Source organism: Methylocapsa sp. D3K7, assembly GCF_029855125.1.
GTDB lineage: Bacteria > Pseudomonadota > Alphaproteobacteria > Rhizobiales > Beijerinckiaceae > Methylocapsa.
The window spans coordinates 965,202-982,314 of the sequence record NZ_CP123229.1 but is presented as its reverse complement, the minus strand read 5'-3'; the positions used below and the strand labels follow the sequence as shown (position 1 = coordinate 982,314).

Annotated in this window: 16 protein-coding genes and 1 pseudogene; 4 read left to right on the top strand and 13 right to left on the bottom strand. The window is 59.2% G+C overall.

The genetic code is table 11. From position 1 onward, the window contains the following. The first annotated feature begins 28 nt into the window (after positions 1 to 28). The 4 genes from QEV83_RS04510 (at position 29) to QEV83_RS04495 (ending at position 4,965) form a co-directional block, all read left to right on the top strand. Positions 29 to 367, top strand: coding sequence for a metalloregulator ArsR/SmtB family transcription factor (locus tag QEV83_RS04510; RefSeq protein ID WP_280130056.1), 339 nt, complete (start codon positions 29 to 31; stop codon positions 365 to 367). Continuing rightward, positions 364 to 828, top strand: coding sequence for an SRPBCC domain-containing protein (locus QEV83_RS04505; RefSeq protein WP_280130055.1), 465 nt, complete (start codon positions 364 to 366; stop codon positions 826 to 828). Before QEV83_RS04510 ends, QEV83_RS04505 begins: the two co-directional genes overlap by 4 nt. A gap of 41 nt (positions 829 to 869) precedes the next feature. Then, complete coding sequence (locus QEV83_RS04500) at positions 870 to 1,334, top strand: GyrI-like domain-containing protein (protein ID WP_280130054.1); 465 nt, start codon at positions 870 to 872, stop codon at positions 1,332 to 1,334. Between the two features lie 259 nt (positions 1,335 to 1,593). Continuing rightward, positions 1,594 to 4,965, top strand: coding sequence for a transglutaminase family protein (locus QEV83_RS04495; RefSeq protein ID WP_280130053.1), 3,372 nt, complete (start codon positions 1,594 to 1,596; stop codon positions 4,963 to 4,965). A 33-nt stretch (positions 4,966 to 4,998) separates the two neighbouring features. Here QEV83_RS04495 and tgt read toward each other — a convergent pair whose 3' ends face one another. The 13 genes and pseudogenes from tgt to QEV83_RS04430 form a co-directional block, all read right to left on the bottom strand. Beyond that, positions 4,999 to 6,132, bottom strand: a complete 1,134-nt coding sequence (gene tgt, locus QEV83_RS04490) for a tRNA guanosine(34) transglycosylase Tgt (protein ID WP_280130052.1) — start codon at positions 6,130 to 6,132, stop codon at positions 4,999 to 5,001. Continuing rightward, positions 6,129 to 7,211: a tRNA preQ1(34) S-adenosylmethionine ribosyltransferase-isomerase QueA gene (gene queA, locus QEV83_RS04485; protein WP_280130051.1), complete on the bottom strand. Its 1,083-nt coding sequence runs from the start codon at positions 7,209 to 7,211 to the stop codon at positions 6,129 to 6,131. The genes tgt and queA overlap by 4 nt, the downstream gene beginning before the upstream one ends. A 113-nt stretch (positions 7,212 to 7,324) precedes the next feature. After that, complete coding sequence (locus QEV83_RS04480; protein ID WP_280130050.1) at positions 7,325 to 7,780, bottom strand: peptidylprolyl isomerase; 456 nt, start codon at positions 7,778 to 7,780, stop codon at positions 7,325 to 7,327. 655 nt (positions 7,781 to 8,435) lie between these two features. Continuing rightward, positions 8,436 to 9,044 carry a peptidylprolyl isomerase gene (locus QEV83_RS04475; RefSeq protein WP_280130049.1) on the bottom strand — a complete coding sequence of 203 codons (609 nt, stop codon included), beginning with the start codon at positions 9,042 to 9,044 and terminating at the stop codon, positions 8,436 to 8,438. Positions 9,045 to 9,085: 41 nt separating this feature from the next. Next, a complete protein-coding gene (gene coaD / locus QEV83_RS04470; protein WP_280130048.1) occupies positions 9,086 to 9,586 on the bottom strand; it encodes a pantetheine-phosphate adenylyltransferase in 501 nt (166 codons plus the stop codon). Between the two features lie 37 nt (positions 9,587 to 9,623). Further along, positions 9,624 to 10,661 carry an NAD(P)/FAD-dependent oxidoreductase gene (locus QEV83_RS04465; protein WP_280130047.1) on the bottom strand — a complete coding sequence of 346 codons (1,038 nt, stop codon included), beginning with the start codon at positions 10,659 to 10,661 and terminating at the stop codon, positions 9,624 to 9,626. Positions 10,662 to 10,770: 109 nt separating this feature from the next. Beyond that, a complete protein-coding gene (locus QEV83_RS04460) occupies positions 10,771 to 11,091 on the bottom strand; it encodes a 2Fe-2S iron-sulfur cluster-binding protein (protein WP_280130046.1) in 321 nt (106 codons plus the stop codon). A gap of 425 nt (positions 11,092 to 11,516) precedes the next feature. Beyond that, positions 11,517 to 11,822 (bottom strand): cytochrome c, encoded by a 306-nt coding sequence (locus QEV83_RS04455; RefSeq protein ID WP_280130045.1) that lies wholly within the window; start codon positions 11,820 to 11,822, stop codon positions 11,517 to 11,519. A 20-nt stretch (positions 11,823 to 11,842) separates the two neighbouring features. Further along, positions 11,843 to 13,060, bottom strand: a complete 1,218-nt coding sequence (locus QEV83_RS04450; RefSeq protein WP_280130044.1) for a molybdopterin-dependent oxidoreductase — start codon at positions 13,058 to 13,060, stop codon at positions 11,843 to 11,845. Positions 13,061 to 13,235: 175 nt separating this feature from the next. Next, positions 13,236 to 14,339, bottom strand: a complete 1,104-nt coding sequence (locus QEV83_RS04445) for a putative sulfate exporter family transporter (protein WP_280130043.1) — start codon at positions 14,337 to 14,339, stop codon at positions 13,236 to 13,238. A 163-nt stretch (positions 14,340 to 14,502) separates the two neighbouring features. Next, a pseudogene (locus QEV83_RS04440) lies at positions 14,503 to 15,732 on the bottom strand (FAD/NAD(P)-binding oxidoreductase); the annotation flags it as partial. A 126-nt stretch (positions 15,733 to 15,858) separates the two neighbouring features. Beyond that, a complete protein-coding gene (locus QEV83_RS04435) occupies positions 15,859 to 16,059 on the bottom strand; it encodes a DUF2892 domain-containing protein (protein WP_280130042.1) in 201 nt (66 codons plus the stop codon). A 22-nt stretch (positions 16,060 to 16,081) separates the two neighbouring features. Then, the gene (locus tag QEV83_RS04430; protein ID WP_280130041.1) at positions 16,082 to 16,945 is read right to left on the bottom strand and encodes an MBL fold metallo-hydrolase; all 864 of its coding nucleotides are present in this window, start codon (positions 16,943 to 16,945) and stop codon (positions 16,082 to 16,084) included. Positions 16,946 to 17,113: the final 168 nt, after the last annotated feature.

Genomic DNA, 17,113 nt, shown 5'->3' with positions numbered 1-17,113 from the left:
AAACTAGTTATATAATGAAGGACGCAAAATGTCGAAGCTCGACGCTGCCTTTTCGGCGATGGCCGATCCGACCCGCAGGGCTATCCTCGCCCGCCTCGCCTTAGGTGAGGCGACAGTGCTGGAGCTGGCGGAGCCGTTCGAGATCACGCAGCCCGCCATTTCCCGGCATCTCAAGGTGCTCGAAGGAGCGGGGCTGATTGTCCGCCGGGTCGAAGGCACGAAGCGGCCATGCCGGCTGGCACCCTTGGCCATCTCCGAGGTCGACCAGTGGCTCAATGTGCTGCGTCAGGCTTTAACCGAGAATTACGAACGGCTCGACGATGTGTTGGCTGGGATGAAACCCAAGAAGCGAAAGCCACGAAGATGAGCAAACTGACACTGAAAGCCGAAGGCGACCGGCATATCGTCGTCACCCGTCGCTTCGCGGCCTCGCCAGAGGCCGTCTTTCGCGCCCATACCGAGCCGCAGCTGATCCAGAAATGGATGCTGGGGCCGGATGGCTGGTCGATGCCTGTTTGCGTCAACGATCTGCGGCCGGGCGGCAAATTCCGTTACGAGTGGTCGAACGCCGATGGCAGGCACTTCTTCATCACCGGCGAGTTCGTGGAACTCGTCCCATTCAGCCGCATCATTCATATCGAGCGCATGCACTTGCCGGACCCGACGCCGGACAATCACGTCGTGACCACATTTGAGAAAGACGGCTCGGGCACGTTGATGACAGTGCGGATGACGCTGCCCGACGCCGCGACGCGAGCTGCAATGCTCGCGACTGGCATGGAGCACGGCATGGAAGCGAGCTACGTCCGGCTGGAGGCCCTGGGCTGACGCTGCAAATCACTTTCATATCCAACAACGGAGTCACAACGATGCTCGATACACCCCAGATCATCCAGACCATGGCTCAGGCGGCGGCCACTATTCATCTGACTGTGCCGCGCAGCGACATGATGAAGGTGTTCGGCCCTGCCGTGGGGGAACTGATGGCGGCCCTCGCCGCACAGGGCGTGGAGCCGATTGGCGCGATCTTCGCGCATCATCTCACGATGAGCCCGGACATTTTCGATTTTGAATTGGGCGTGAAAGTCTCGGCGCCGGTTAAAGCGACCGGACGCGTTAAGCCGGGCGAACTGCCAGCAGCGAAGGTGGCGCGCACCGTGTACAGCGGTCCCTACGAAGGCCTTCCAACCGCATGGGGTGAGTTTGAGACGTGGATGAAAGCCAACGGACACGAACAGGCCGCCAACTTGTGGGAGCTCTACTCAGTTGGTCCACAATCGACGCCGGATCCGGCGGACTGGCGCACGGAGTTGAGCCGCCCTCTCAAGAACTGACGCTGCGTCACGGACGCTTCCGTTCCGACCGTCGGCGGCGCCTATCTGCTCCACTCCGATGCGGAAATTTAAACCAAGACACAGAGGAGGGGATGCCTAGTCTTGGCGTAAAAATTGCTTTAAACTGTTGCGGTGCGTCATGTCCGGCTGAGGATTGGCGTGCCGCCAAACGGCGGAGCCGGATCAGCGCGCATCTTGCTTCCTATCACCGCGTGCCGTCAGAGGACGCCGCGTTCCCAGAGCCATGGATTGATCAAGCGTGACCATCTCCGCCGCCATCCATCACGTCACACACTATAAATACGACCGGCCCGTCGTTTTGGAGCCGCAGACCATCCGGCTGCGGCCCGCCCCGCATTGCCGCACCAAAGTCCTCGCTTATTCACTGAAGGTCACTCCTCCCGAGCATTTCGTGAATTGGCAGCAGGACCCGCACGGCAATTGGCAGGCGCGGTTCGTGTTTCCGGAAAAAGTGACCGAGTTCAAAGTCGAGGTCGATCTCACCGCCGAACTTGCGGTGGTCAATCCGTTCGATTTTTTCATCGAGCCCTACGCCGAGCAATTTCCGTTCGCTTACGAACCCGAGTTGAAGGCGCAGCTTGCTCCCTATATCGAAACGGAAGCACCCGGTCCGCGCCTTGCGGCCTATCTTGCGGGCCTGCCCAAAGATCCCATCCATATTGTTACGTTTCTTGTGGATCTGAACACGGCGCTGCAAAAGGCAATCCGCTATGTGATCCGGATGGAGCCGGGGGTGCAGAGCCCGGAGGAGACTTTCGAGCTTGCGTCCGGCTCGTGCCGCGATTCGGCCTGGACGCTTGTTCAGATTTTGCGCAATGTCGGCCTCGCCGCACGCTTCGTCTCGGGCTATCTCATTCAATTGCGGGCCGATATCGAGCCGGTCGACGGACCAAAAGGCACGCAGGTCGATTTCACCGATCTTCATGCCTGGGCGGAAGTCTATATCCCCGGCGCCGGCTGGATCGGCATGGATGCGACATCGGGGATGTTTTGCGGCGAAGGGCATATCCCGCTTTCCGCGACCCCGCATTTCCGCTCGGCAGCGCCGATCACCGGGATGGTCGAGCCGGCCAACGTCGATTTCCATTTCGATATGCGGGTCACCCGCGTTGGTGAAGCACCCCGGATCACCCTGCCATTTTCGGAGGCAGCCTGGACGAAGCTCGACGCGCTCGGCGAAAAGGTCGATGCCGATCTCATCAAAAATGATGTTCGCTTGACGATGGGCGGTGAGCCGACGTTTGTTTCGATCGATGATTTTGAATCGGCGGAGTGGAACACCGCCGCCGTTGGACCAGCCAAACGCGTGCTGGCCGACAAATTGATCCGCCGCTTGCAGGCGCGCTTCGCACCGGGCGGCATGCTGCATTATGGCCAAGGCAAATGGTATCCCGGCGAAAGCCTGCCGCGCTGGGGCTTCGCGCTCTATTGGAGGAAGGACGGCAAACCGATTTGGAACAATCCTGGCCTCATCGCGAAACTCGTTCCAGGGGATCAGAGTGACTCGGAAACATTGGCGCGGGATAAAATATCCGTCGGCCAGGATCAGCGGGAGCAAGCCGAAACGCTCGCCACCGGCATTGCCGAAAGGCTCGGAATCGACCCTGATTATATCTTGCCGGCCTATGAAGATCCCGCCGCATGGCTCGTCAAGGAAGCCAGCCTGCCGGATAATACCGATCCGCTCGACCCGAAACTCGAGGATCCGGAAGAGCGCAGCCGCATGATCCGCACGTTTTCGCGGGGGCTGACGAAGCCCGCTGGCTATGTCATGCCGGTTCAGCGCTGGAACGCGCAAGCAGATCCAGGGACTCCCATGAAGCGGCCGCGGTGGCAAAGCGAAAAATGGGCGTTGCGGCGCGGCAATCTTTTTCTCTTTCCGGGCGATTCGGCTGTCGGCTACCGGCTGCCGCTGCCGTCATTGCCTAAGGTAGCGCCGTCGGACTATCCGTTCATCGTCGATCAGGACTCGATTGAAGAGCGCGGAGCCCTCCCGGATCACCACGAAATCATGCAATATTTCGAACAGGCATCGACGGTAGCCAGTGGACAGGCGGGCGCGAGGCAGGAGCGTGTCGAGCAGGAGGCAATCGAAGGTGCGGTGCGCACGGCGCTTTCGGTCGAGCCGCGCGATGGCGTTCTTTGCGTCTTCATGCCGCCGGTCAAAGCGCTGGAGGATTACCTCGAACTCCTTGGAGCGGTCGAGGCAACCGCTGAAGCCTCTGGCCTGCCGGTGCATATCGAAGGCTATCCGCCGCCTTTCGATCCGCGCATCGACGTCATCAAGGTCACGCCCGATCCCGGCGTCATAGAGGTCAATGTGCATCCGGCCGCAAGCTGGAGGACGCTGGTCGAGACGACAAGGGGCCTTTACGAGGACGCCCGTCAGGTCCGGCTTGGCGCCGATAAATTTATGACGGACGGACGCCATACGGGAACGGGCGGTGGCAATCATGTCGTGCTGGGAGGCGGCACCCCCGCCGATTCACCCGTGCTGCGGCGCCCCGACTTGCTCAAGAGCCTGGTGCTCTATTGGCAGCGGCATCCCTCGCTGTCCTATCTTTTCTCGGGGCTCTTCATTGGGCCGACAAGCCAAGCGCCGCGCGTCGATGAGGCAAGGCACGATCAACTCTATGAGCTCGAAATCGCGCTGGCCAGCACGCCACGCGCCGGTGAATCAGCGCCCTTGTGGCTTGTCGACCGCCTCTATCGCAACCTCTTGGTCGATGTCACCGGCAACACCCATCGCGCGGAAATCTGCATCGACAAATTGTATTCGCCGGACGGTCCGACGGGGCGGCTTGGCCTCGTCGAATTCCGGGCCTTCGAAATGCCACCCGACGCGCGGATGAGTCTCGCGCAGCAATTGCTCCTGCGGGCGCTTGTCTCGTGGTTTTGGCAAGAGCCCCAGCAAGGCGGGCTGGTACGCTGGGGGACGTCCCTGCATGATCGTTTCATGCTGCCGCATTTCGTTTGGGAGGATTTTCTCGGCATTCTCGCCGATCTCGGGCGGGCGGGCTATGCGTTCGACCCCGCCTGGTTTGAAGCGCAGTTCGAGTTCCGGTTTCCTTTTTTTGGCGCGGTGGAGCATGGCGGCGTCAAGCTTGAAGTGCGGCATGCGCTCGAGCCTTGGAATGTGATGGGTGAACAGAGTGCTACGGGCGGGACCGTTCGTTATGTCGATTCCTCGGTCGAACGGTTGCAGATAAAGGCGAACGGGCTGGTGCAGGGCCGCCACTTCGTCGCCTGCAACGGGCGCCGCGTGCCCTTGACCACGACCGGAACGGCCGGTGAGGCCGTCGCCGGGGTTCGCTTCAAAGCGTGGCAACCCCCTAATGGCTTACATCCAACGATACCGGTCCATGCGCCCTTGACTTTTGACATCGTCGATGGCTGGAACGGCCGCTCTCTCGGCGGCTGCGTGTTCCACGTCGCCCATCCGGGCGGCCGCCACTACGACACGTTTCCGGTGAACAGTTTCGAGGCGGAGGCCCGCCGCCTGGCGCGGTTCCAAGACCATGGTCACACGCCGGGCTCGTTCGACGTGCCTCCCGAGGAGCGTTCGGCGGATTTCCCGCTGACCCTCGATCTGCGCCGGCCTCTGATGTGAGATCCGAAAGCGCGCTGACTGGCGGCCGCGGGACTAGCTTTTGATGCTCGTCTCGCCGCTCTGCCAGGCCATTTTCGTCATGTCGCAAAACTCGCCAAAACATCCAGCCGCAATGGCGCGGCGCATGTCCGCCATCAGATCCTGATAATAGGCGAGATTGATTTCGGTCAGCAGCATCATGGCGAGAATCTCGCCCGCCTTGACGAGGTGATGCAGATAGGCGCGGGAATAGGTCCGCGCCGCCGCGCTGGACGACAAAGAATCGACGGGGGAGGCATCGTCCGCATGACGGGCGTTGCGCAGATTGAGGCGTCCCGCCCGTGTGTAGGCAAGGCCATGGCGTCCAGCGCGGGTCGGCAGGACGCAATCGAACATGTCGATGCCGCGCCGCACGGCTTCGATGAGATCGTCGGGTGTGCCGACGCCCATGAGATAGCGGGGTTTTGCCTCGGGCAGCCAAGGCAGCACGCAGGTGATCATCGCGAGCATGATGGCTTGCGGTTCCCCGACGGCAAGGCCGCCCAGTGCGTAGCCGTCAAACCGCATGTCCGCGAGCGCCTTGGCGCTGTCCACCCGTAGGGATTCCACGTCGCCGCCCTGAACAATCCCGAACAGCGCTCGGCCGGGCTTTTCAACAAACGCCGTCTTCGAGCGCTCTGCCCATTTCAGCGACAAGAGCATGGCCCGGCGCGCCTCCGTTTCGGGGCAGGGAAGTTTGACGCATTCGTCGAACTGCATCTCGATGTCGGAGCCGAGCAAATCTTGAATCTGCATTGCCCGTTCCGGGGTTAGCCGATGATTGGCGCCGTCGATGTGGGACTGAAATGTGACCCCATCGTCGTCAAGCTTGCGGAGCTTGGCGAGCGACATGACCTGAAAGCCGCCCGAGTCGGTCAGGATCGGCCACGGCCAGTTCATGAATTCATGCAGGCCGCCGAGCGCCGCGATTCGCTCCGCGCCGGGCCGCAGCATGAGATGATAGGTGTTGGCGAGAACGACATCGGCGCCGATTTCTCTGACCCGCTCAGGATGCATCGCCTTGACGGTGGCCGCCGTGCCGACTGGCATGAAAGCTGGTGTGCGGATCGTTCCCCTGGGCGTTGAGATGGCGCCGGTGCGCGCGTCTCCGTTAACGCCAGTAATCTCAAAGCGGAAAGCCTCCGTCATACGGTTTCCTCCGCACCGGCTGGGAACAGCAGGCAGGCATCGCCATAACTATAGAACCTATAGTGTTCCGCGATCGCGTGGGCGTAGGCGGCTCGCATGGTAGGCAAACCTGAAAAGGCGGCGGCAAGCATGAACAATGTCGAGCGTGGCAGGTGGAAATTGGTCAACAGCACATCGGCCGCCCTGAACTTATACCCCGGTGTGATGAAGATCGATGTTTTGCCAGAAAATGACTCGATCCTCCCGTTCGCCGCCGCCGTTTCGAGTATTCTGAGACACGTCGTTCCCACAGCGACGATGCGTCCGCCGCCGGCGCGCGCGTGGTTCAAGACATTGGCCGTCGCCTGTGTAACCTCGCCCCATTCGGAATGCATGGTGTGGCCGCTCGTATCGCCCGTCTTGACGGGCAGGAAAGTGCCCGCGCCCACATGAAGTGTCACTTTTTGAAGGGTGACGCCCCGGGCTTCAAGCGCGGCAAGAAGCCGTGGCGTGAAATGGAGGCTGGCGGTCGGCGCCGCGACGGCGCCGGATTTTTCCGCGAACAAAGTCTGATAGTCGTGCTCGTCCCTTTGGTCGGCCCTGCGGCGGCTCGAAATATAAGGGGGCAGGGGCATTTGCCCGATCCGTTCGATGGCGCTGTCGAGCGCTTCGCCCAGGAGCGCGAATTTCAGCACAATTTCACCGTCGCCGCCTTTTGAAACGACTTCGGCGTCGAGATGTTCGGCGCTATTGCTGGCGGTGAAGCGAATGATTTCGCCGTCTTTGAGCTTCTTGCCAGGCCGCGCGAAGGCCCGCCAGGAAGCCTCGTCTTCACGCTCGATCAAGGTCGCTTCAATCTGGGCCGAAGCGAGGCCACGGACCCGAGACCCGCGCAACCGCGCCGGAATGACTCGCGTATCATTTACAACGAAGACGTCGCCAGGCTGGAATTGTTGCGGCAGGTCGAGGATTGCGCGATCCTCGAACCGGGCTGCGCGACCCGGCCGGACGATGAGGAGCCGTGCCGCATCGCGCGGTTCGGCTGGGCGTAATGCAATACGTTCGGGCGGCAGATCGAAATCGAAGAGATCGACGCGCATGAGGAATGCTTTTTGGCCGTGTTCCGGCGATCGCGCGATCTTCGGTCAGCGCCTTCGCCCTCACCGGGAAACCGCCCGCGCCGCCCCCGGGCGGCACGTGCCGGAATGCCGCTTCAGCTGACCGTCGCGGAAATGATCTTGTCGGGATCGCGGACGGGTTCGCCGCGCTTGATCTTATCGACATTTTCCATGCCCGATGTGACCTTTCCCCACACGGTATATTGCTTGTCGAGAAAGCGCGCGTCGCCGAAACAAATAAAGAATTGCGAATTGGCGGAATTCGGGTCCTGGGCGCGGGCCATCGAGCAGGTGCCCCGAACATGCGGTTCGCTACTAAACTCGGCCTTGAGATTGGGATACTTCGAGCCGCCCGTGCCTGTTCCATGCGGACAGCCGGTCTGCGCCATGAATCCCTCAATGACGCGATGAAAGACGACGCCGTCGTAGAATTTTTCTTCGGTCAGTTTTTTGATATGCGCGATATGGGCGGGCGCGAGATCTGGCCGCAATGCGATGACGACCGGTCCTTGCGTAGTCTCCAATGTGAGCGTGTTCCCCGCCTCGGTCATTCTGGTCTCCCGGTTGAATTTTTCAGGCCCTGCCATAGCCGATGCGCGGCCCAAGGTAAACCGCGTGAAGGGTTTTCGACTGGCAACCGGCTGGAAGGCCATGAATATGGGCATTGCGCCAGTAGGGAATTTGGAGAGGGCTCTGAAGTGGCGATGCTGACGCTTACAAGCCAGGCTCACACAGAGTGGCACCGCGGATTGGCGGGAGCCTGAGAGGCATTGTTCCCAAGTTGAAAATAAAATTCCCACGCGTCTGCTGGCTGACGCGCGGGAATGGGTTCCTATCGATTGGTCAAATCAATAAAATTTTGGACCTATTTACCAGCACCCCAACATCACCGCGGTTGCGGTGATCAGGAACGCGGCAACCGGTTCGCATCTCAATGAAGTTGCTATTCGATTGTCATCCTGACCGTGGGATGACTATGCCGTTACCGCAGCGCCTACGCATCCCCCATCTGGGCCATGACAAAGTGTCCACTCGGCCGCGACAAAAAGTGCTTTAGCGAGAAACCGATGTGATTCCAAATAGAAGCCCGTGAACCCCGCCGCCATGGCGGGGATCGGAGTGTTTCACATTTTGTTACTGACTGATTTGAATTGTAAACTGACACACGAAAATCGTGGACTCTTTCCGGCAAAGCTCGTGATTTGGCTATTTCTTGGCCGCACCCGCAATCTGCATCTTGATGATCTTATCTGGAGCGGTTACGGCGCCGTTGTCTTCCTTCGAGCCCTTCTTGATTTTGTCCAAGACATCCATGCCACTGATCACTTGGCCGACGACTGTGTATTTGTGGTTGAGGAAGGAAGCGTCGGCGAAGCAGATGAAGAATTGCGAATTGGCCGAATCCGGATCTTGCGAGCGGGCCATGCCGACGGTGCCGCGCTTGAAGGACTCGCCGGAAAATTCAGCCGGAATATCCGGCAGATCCGATTTGCCAGTACCGGTGCCGGTGGGATCGCCGGTTTGCGCCATGAATCCGTCGATCACCCGGTGGAAGACGAGGCCGTTATAGAAGCCTTTCTTGGTCAGGGTTTCGATTTGGGCCACATGCTTGGGCGCGAGATCAGGCCGCAGCAGGATCGTGATCCGGCCATCCTTGGTATCCAGATAAATCGTGTTCTTGAGGTCTTGTTTTTGCGGGTCTTGCTTTTGCGCGTCTTCCGCCTGTGCGGCGGTCACCGCGCTTTCAAACGCGGCGCAGCCGAACACCAAGCTTAAAGCCAAGCTCGCGCCAATCATTCTCGGGTAAAACGTCATTCGGTTCGATCCTTTGCATAGGTAAAAATTGAGAAACGAGATCATCCCGCCGCTCTCCGGTTGACGAGCGCTTGCGCGACCGCGGCGGGTACGAAGGCCGACACGTCGCCGCCGAGCCCGGCGATCTGCCGCACCAATGTCGCGCTAATGTGACGAACCGGCGGCGAAGCGGCCAAAAACACCGTTTTGATTTCCGGCGCCATCACGGCGTTCATCGCCGCCATGCGCATCTCGTCATCAAGGTCGGTGCCATCGCGAAGGCCGCGCAGCAGCAGGCTCGCCCCGGCGGCGCGCGCGGCATCGACCGCGAGACCGGAAAACATGCGCACCGAAAGCTTGCACGCGGGAGCCCCGGTAAGATCCTTGAACACCGCCTCAAGAAGGGAGGCTCGCTCGGTAGTGCTGAACATTGGAGCCTTGCCGGGATGAGTGCCGATCGCCACGATAAGCGCGTCGCACAAAGCTCCGGCGCGTTCGATGATATCGACATGCCCGTTGGTCAGCGGGTCGAACGACCCCGCATAAAGTGCGACGCGGTGCATATTCTCTCCCTCGCCGGCACAGCCAAATGGCCAAGTTTCAGTTCACACCAAGCTTTTTCTGCAGGCTGGAGGAGGATGTCGTGTATTGGAACGTCAGCCGCTTGCCGGGATAGACATAGTGATAGATTTTTTGTGCCGCCAGCGCGCCTTCGTGGAAGCCGCAAAGAATGAGTTTTAGCTTGCCCGGATAATGATTGATATCACCGATCGCGAAAATTCCCGGCACATTGGTCTCGAATGTTCCGGCATCGACCGGAATGAGATTTTCATGAAGGTTCAAGCCCCATTCGGCGACCGGCCCGAGTTTCATCGTCAGGCCGAAAAATGGGATCAGCTTCTGACAGGCAATTTCCTCTGAGTCGCCGCTCGCGGCCTTGAGGACCACCGAGGAAAGTTCGCCGTCCTTGCCAGACAGCGAGGAAATTTGGCCAATGCGCAATTCGATCTGTCCCGCGCCGACGAGGTCCCGCATCGCCTTGACCGAATGGGGGGCGCCGCGAAACTCATCGCGCCGGTGGACCAGGGTCAGACGCTTGGCAACGGGGTGCAGATTGAGAGTCCAATCGAGCGCCGAATCGCCGCCGCCGACGATGACCACATGCTGGCCACGAAAATCCTCCATCCGGCGCACGGCATAATGGACGGATTTGCCTTCATAATCATCGATGCCGGGGACTGGCGGTTTCTTGGGTTGGAACGAGCCCCCGCCAGCCGCCACAATCACGGCCTTGCATTCAAAATTTTGGCCGCCACTGGCACGGACCCGGAACAATGGCGTCTCAGCAGTCCCGAGAACTTCCAGGGCCTCGACCATGTCCCCATAGTGAAATGTGGGATGAAAGGGCTCGATTTGCTCCAGCAAAGCGTCGACCAGTTCCTGCCCCGATATTTTGGGAAAGCCAGGAATATCGTAGATGGGTTTTTCCGGATAAAGCTCCGCGCATTGACCGCCGGGTTTCGGCAGAATATCGACCAGATGGGCTTTGATGTCGAGGAGGCCAAGCTCGAAGACGGCGAAGAGACCGGCTGGCCCAGCGCCGACAATGACGACATCGGTTTTTATGCTTTCACTCATTCCTTGCTCCGGACGTGTATCGATAGGAAGCCTCGCCTCGTGTGAGGCCAAAATACGCAAATGCCGCGGGTCCACGGATGTTCGAGTCCCCGCATTTCGCGAAAATCTGCTAACCCTGCCGGTCTGGCGTGGTGACGACGAGCCCGTCGAGTTCCGGCGTGACCTTGATTTGACAGCAAAGCCGCGAGTTGGGTTGCACCTTATAGGCAAAGTCCAGCATGTCTTCTTCCTGGTCGGACGCTTTGCCCGTCAAGGCAACCCATTTTTCATCGACATAGACATGGCACGTCGCGCAGGCACAACCGCCGCCGCATTCGGCGGAGATCTCGGGAATCCCGTTGCGGATGGCGTTTTCCATGACCGTCGAGTCTTCTTGAGCCTCGATCGTCCGGGCTTCGCCGCTTGAGTCGATATAGGTGATTTTGACCATTGATCCTGGTTCCTTCGCCTCGCGGCGGACGAAAGGCCTTTTGCATGAGGGGAGGGGACTAGTCTATATTTATGGTAGTTTCACTAATCAAGTGGGCGGACGAGGGACAATGGCCCGGCCACGTTCGGGCCGTTCCCATTGCGGTCAGATGAAGCCACAAGTCCCTGTTAACGCTCACGCATTGCCAACCCCGCTGTGCTAGACACGTTTCACCTTTTTTATCGGGCTATGGCGGGAAATCGGCCGATAAGCACCGCCTGGGCGGCAAACGGCCAGGCAATCCTCGCGCCTTGGATCAGGGCTCTATCCTCATTGAAATTTAGAGAAGGTTCACTGGAACCTGAGAGGCGCGACGAGTAAGACTACACACCGCTCATGCCCGCGTTGGATCGTGGAAGACAATGCCGCCCTATCCAATAGCTTCCTCAGTAGATCTTGGCGAGATAATTCACGATGGTCTTCGCGTCCTCGTCGTTGATTGGTGCATGGTAGGCCTTGATCATCTTTGAGACCTCGGCCTCCCAGAACGCTTTGGTACGGTTCGGCGGTTGCGTGCTGACGTAGTCAATCGAGTGACACGTCAGGCAGTTCTGTGCCGCTTCGACGCCGGGCCCAGGCCGCAAAGTGGGGGTCTCTTCGGGAAGCGTATAGGTCGCGGCTCTGGCGTAACTCATGCTCGCCATTATCAGCACAACGGCAGCCAAGACGGTATGCGAGGAAAAGAGTGGCATCCGCATATTCGCACGCACTCTCAGGCCGCCTGCACATGCACCGTTTCGACGACGTTGCGCATATAGCCGGCGGGGTTCCACAAAGCTGCCACAGGCTGAGACTGGCCGATGCGGTTGATCGCGCGCACCTTCAGCTCATGCTTGCCTTCTGGGAGCCTCACGGAGGTCTGCCATTCCCGGAACGAATAACGGCCAAGATCGAGACCAAGTTTCGCCATGCTCCAGGTCTGTCCTTCGTCGCTCGACAGCGAAACCTCTGTGATTCCGTAGCCGCCATCGAAGGCAATACCCTTTACGAGCGTCTCTGCTTTTGCGTTAACCTTGGCACCGTCGACCAGATTCGTGATGAATGATCGGACGGCGAGGCGTTTGATGGGCACGGTCGCGGCGGCCGCCTGGCCTGGCTCGGTGCAAGCGCAGGTATTGTCGGGGATGCGATAAGCGGTCTTCATCCAAAACCCGTCGAAGATACCGTCGATCACGGTGATCTCGTCCAGGTGCTTCACCCAGTAGGTGCCGTAGTAACCAGGCACGATAAGCCGCGCGGGATAGCCATTGAGCCAGGGCAGGTCCTCCCCATTCATGGCGTAGGCGATCATGACCTCGCCATCCGTGGCGTGATCAATGTCGAGAGCCTTGATGAAGTCAGGCGTATCGGGAAGCACAGGCTCGTCGAGACCGTTGAAGGTGACCTGATGGCTCCCAGCCTGAATGCCGGCCTTGTCGAGAACTGCCCTGAGTGGAACCCCGCGCCAGCGGGCATTGCCCATGGCGCCGTTCGCAAGTTGGCCGCCCGCCACACGAGGTTCAAAGAATCCGCGGCTGTTCCCTGAGCATTGATTGACGGCAACGATTTCGACCGCCTCAAAGCCGGTCTTTAGATCGGTCAAGGATAATGACAAGGGATGGTCGACCTTGCCTTTCACCTCGATGCGAAAGGCGTCGGGATCAATGGAAAGCGGAATGCCAGCCAAATGATAGCGCACGAAGAAAGCGTCATTCGGGGTGAGCACATTTTCGTTGAACACCGAAAATGGAGTCTCGAGCTGCGGCGGGCGCGCGGTCAGGCGAATGAGCGGCCGCTTACCAGGGTAGCGCGCCAGGGGGCGGTCGCCATTGACGAAAGGAAGGCTGGTGGTGTCATCGGCGTAGGCAGCAAAAGGGAGACTAAGTTTCGCTAGAGCGGCGCCGGCGAGCGTGCCTCCCGCTCCGCTGAGAAGGGATCGTTTGTTTATCATGATTTTGTGTCCACCCTCGCTCGCCGATTGAAGGAGACTTTTTTTGGAATTTGTACCCGCATTTTTCAAATCCGTCCAACCTGCAATCGAGGTCGTGTCCCAGTTCGTTTTTGCTGGCGCGGTCGATGACAGGTTGGCTCAAGACAATGATGACGACGATAAGAGACAAGCATACCTAATAGGCGAACTTTACCGCGACGAATGTAACGGCCGCGATCCAAGCGGTCTCGAGGACCATCAATGCGATCGGCCTCCACCCAACCGCCGCAAGATCCTTGAACGAAGTCTTCATCCCCAGCGCCGCGATCGCGGTGACCAAGCACCAGCGGGACACTTCATTGGCTGCATCGCTCGCGAACTTGGGCAATACACCAAGGCTATTTAAGGCCACGAGGCCGGCGAAGCCGACCAAGAAAAGTGGAAGCTTCGCCTTTGTGCTGCCTTGGCCGCCCTTGCCTCTGCGGCCGACAACGAAGGCGATGGAGAAAACCACGGGCAGAAGCATGGTGACCCGTAGGAGCTTGACGTAGGTCGCAACGTCCCCTGTCTGCGGCGAGATCGAATAGCCAGCGCCTACCACCTGGGCCACGTCATGGATGGTGCCTCCAAGGAAGATGCCGGCATGAACATGATCAAGGCCAACCAATGTCACGAACAGCGGATAGGCGATCATGGCGATGGTGGAGAGCACCGTCACCGTCACCACCGTGAGAATGGTATCCCTTTCGCTTTCGTTTGTGCGGGGCAAGACCGAAGCGATCGCGAGGGCCGCCGAGGCGCCGCAAATCCCGACTGCGCCGCCGGACAGCACGCCAAAGGAGCGGCTTAACCCTAGCCGCTGGGCCGCGAAGGCACCGAGCGCAATGGTGCTGAGTATGCCTCCCACCACGGTAGCGATCGGCATGCCTCCCAGTTCGAGAATCTGCGTCGCCGTGATCCGGGCTCCCAGCAAAGCCACGCCGACCCGTAACACCGCCTTCGATGAGAATTCGATCCCGGCCACGCAGCGGCCTTCCTCGTGCAGAAAGTGAAAAGTCATCCCGAAGAGAAGAGCGAACAGCATGACCGGCGACCGGTACTGTTGCGATAACCATGTGGCGGCCAGGGCGATCGTCGCCGCCACCAATAGGCCGGGATATATCCTGAAGAAAAATGCGCGCCATCCGGCCGGGAGCGGCTGCGCTGGCAATGCGAATGTCTCCGCCAAACCTTCCATTCCGCCGTAGGACTGAAAAATCGCCTGCGCGGAGGCGGTGTCCGTATCAAGATCGGTGTTCATGAGGTCTCGCTAATGCCCTATATCGTTCCGCACCTACAGCGCTTTGCAAATATTTGTGTGAACCGCCGTCGCACCGTTGTGCCCAGCGAGTTGATCCAAGGCGCATTCCAAATCCGATCGCCCATGCGGACGCTGGCAAGAGCACAGTGACCGCGGCTCGAAATTAGGATGGCGGGGTGGGCTGGATCCAAGGCCGCGCCAACCACTCGTGCCCCTTCAACATCGCTTTCCAATAGACCGGCGGCAGTATCCTCTCCTTGAGGAGCCAGGGAAGCCGTTGCGGCCGGGTCCCGTCGATCAGCCATTTGGGAAAGGTCGGAAGCAATTTACCGCCGTAGCCAAATTCGGCGAAGACGATCTTGCCACGCTCCACGGTCAACGGACATGATCCATAACCATCATAGGTGCAGTGCGGGGCCTTCCCGGCGAGAAAACACAGAACGTTTTCGGCCACAATCGGCGCTTGCTTGCGGGCCGCCGCGGCGGTCTTGGCGTTTGGCGCCGAGCAGGCATCTCCGAGTCCGAAAACATTGGCAAAACGCGGATGTTGCAATGTGTCTTGGTTAACCTCGATCCATCCTGCCTTGTCGGCCAAGGGGCTAGCGCGGACAAAGTCCGGTGCGAGTTGCGGCGGACAGACGTGAATCATATCGAACTGGCGCGCGATCGTCTCTTTCTTGTCGTCCTTCGTCACCTCGAACCAAGCCGTCTTGGCGGGACCGTCGATCTTGACAAGGCGGCTATTGAAGTTGAGTGCCACGCCATATTTCTTGATGTATTCCATGAGCGCCGGAACATAATCCTTGACGCCGAAAAGTACGCCGCCCGCGTTGTGAAACTCGACGGTTGTATTTTTGAGAATGCCGTTGCGGAACCATTCATCGCAGGAGAGATAAAGCGCCTTCTGCGGAGCGCCCGCGCATTTGATCGGCAGCGGAGGCTGCGTGAACAGCGCGCGACCGCCGCTAAACTCTCGGACGAGCTGCCAAGTGTAGGGCGCGAGGTCGAACCGGTAATTGGAAGTGACGCCATTTTTGCCGAGCGTTTCGGGGAGGCCTTCGATGGCTGCCCAATCAAGCTTGATGCCGGGCGCCGCGACCAGCGCGCGATAAGCAATTCTCTTCCCATCCTCAAGAATAACTTCATTCGTCTCGGGGGCAAAAGCCGCAACGGCGGCGTTGAGCCATTTCGCGCGGCGAGGGATGAGGCCGGCTTCATCCCTTTCGGTACTTGCGGCACGGAAAACGCCAGCTCCGACCAGCGTCCAGCCCGGCTGATAATAGTGTTTCGTTTGCGGCTCGATGACAACGATATCGAGATTTGGCTTGCGGCGGAGAAGGCTTGCAGCTGCGGCGATTCCGGCCGCCCCGCCCCCAACGATCACAACGTCATGAATTGGATGGCCCGCTTGCGCTGGTGTGTCGGACATGATTCGCTCCCTGTTGGCCGTACTCTTTCCCAGCTGCCATCGATGCAGCTAGGGGCTAACACTTGTGTCAAATTTTTATGGCGTCGCGCTTTATTGACGGCTTTTGGCGCAGGTTTTGATACCCATCACGCTGTAGGCGGGGCAGCGTCCAGCCAGCGCGGTGATCAAGGGAACGAGGCCGATGAGGCCAAGCCATTTCCATTCGCTTCCGGCAAATATGAGCATGGAAAGCAACGCGAGGCCAATGACGATACGAATCGCGCGGTCGATGGTGCCGACATTCTCAGTCATGAGTCTCTCCTTCGATGTGTTTTTAGAGCAGGTTCACGGGTACCTTGAGATAAGTGACGCCATTGTCTTCGGCGGCCGGTAGCTGTCCGGCCCGCATGTTGATTTGCACAGACGGGATAATGAGCGCCGGCATTTTGAGCGTGGCATCACGCGTCTTGCGAATCTCGACGAATTGTTCCTCGGCAACGCCATCGTGGATGAGAATATTGTGGGCTCGCTGCTCGGCGACCGTCGCCTCCCATCGATAGTCCGCGCGGCCAGGCGGCAAATAATCGTGGCACAGGAACAGACGCGTTTCCGGCGGCATTGCGAAAATGATCTGGATCGACTGGTAGAGCTGGCCTGCGTCGCCGCCAGGAAAATCGCAGCGCGCGGTGCCGTAGTCGGGCATAAAAAGAGTGTCGCCGATGAACGCGGCGTCACCGAAAATATAAGTCATACACGCCGGCGTATGGCCTGGTGTATGAATCGCACGGCCACGTAATCCGCCAATGCCGATCACTGCGCCGTCGTCGAAGAGAGTATCGAACTGGCTGCCATCCTGGCGAAAACCAGAGCCGGCGTTGAACACCTTGCCGAAGACTTTCTGAACGATCGTGATATTGGCGCCGATCCCAATCTTGCCGCCAAGACGCTCTTTCAAATAAGGGGCAGCCGTTACGTGATCGGCATGCGCATGCGTTTCCAAAATCCATTCAGTCTGCAATTTGTTGCTCTCAACGAAGGCTGCGATCTTTTGCGCGGAAATCGCCGAAGTCCGTCCGGACGCAGGATCGTAATCGAGAACTGGATCAATGATCGCGCAGGCCATTGATTGCGGATCCTTAATCACATAGCTCACGGTATTCGTGGGTTCGTCAAAGAACGCCTGGACCTTTGCTTGCATTGCCTCCTCCTTGCACCTTCATCACAAATCACAATTTTGTATCATATTCAAGTATTCATATGTTATGAAATGATCGTGAACCAGGGTGTATGGGGATCGCATTGTCCAGTCTCCTATCTAGCGCGCGGTCCCGATGGGAGGAGGGGCGCTGGACATTGTGGACAATCA

Coding starts and splice junctions, on each gene's coding strand:
- QEV83_RS04445 (WP_280130043.1), bottom strand. CDS start 14,339: ATGAACACCGATCTTGATACGGACACCGCCTCCGCGCAGGCGATTTTT.
- QEV83_RS04450 (WP_280130044.1), bottom strand. CDS start 13,060: ATGATAAACAAACGATCCCTTCTCAGCGGAGCGGGAGGCACGCTCGCC.
- QEV83_RS04510 (WP_280130056.1), top strand. CDS start 29: ATGTCGAAGCTCGACGCTGCCTTTTCGGCGATGGCCGATCCGACCCGC.
- QEV83_RS04505 (WP_280130055.1), top strand. CDS start 364: ATGAGCAAACTGACACTGAAAGCCGAAGGCGACCGGCATATCGTCGTC.
- QEV83_RS04455 (WP_280130045.1), bottom strand. CDS start 11,822: ATGCCACTCTTTTCCTCGCATACCGTCTTGGCTGCCGTTGTGCTGATA.
- QEV83_RS04500 (WP_280130054.1), top strand. CDS start 870: ATGCTCGATACACCCCAGATCATCCAGACCATGGCTCAGGCGGCGGCC.
- queA (WP_280130051.1), bottom strand. CDS start 7,211: ATGCGCGTCGATCTCTTCGATTTCGATCTGCCGCCCGAACGTATTGCA.
- QEV83_RS04480 (WP_280130050.1), bottom strand. CDS start 7,780: ATGACCGAGGCGGGGAACACGCTCACATTGGAGACTACGCAAGGACCG.
- tgt (WP_280130052.1), bottom strand. CDS start 6,132: ATGACGGAGGCTTTCCGCTTTGAGATTACTGGCGTTAACGGAGACGCG.
- QEV83_RS04460 (WP_280130046.1), bottom strand. CDS start 11,091: ATGGTCAAAATCACCTATATCGACTCAAGCGGCGAAGCCCGGACGATC.
- coaD (WP_280130048.1), bottom strand. CDS start 9,586: ATGCACCGCGTCGCACTTTATGCGGGGTCGTTCGACCCGCTGACCAAC.
- QEV83_RS04475 (WP_280130049.1), bottom strand. CDS start 9,044: ATGACGTTTTACCCGAGAATGATTGGCGCGAGCTTGGCTTTAAGCTTG.
- QEV83_RS04435 (WP_280130042.1), bottom strand. CDS start 16,059: ATGACTGAGAATGTCGGCACCATCGACCGCGCGATTCGTATCGTCATT.
- QEV83_RS04430 (WP_280130041.1), bottom strand. CDS start 16,945: ATGCAAGCAAAGGTCCAGGCGTTCTTTGACGAACCCACGAATACCGTG.
- QEV83_RS04465 (WP_280130047.1), bottom strand. CDS start 10,661: ATGAGTGAAAGCATAAAAACCGATGTCGTCATTGTCGGCGCTGGGCCA.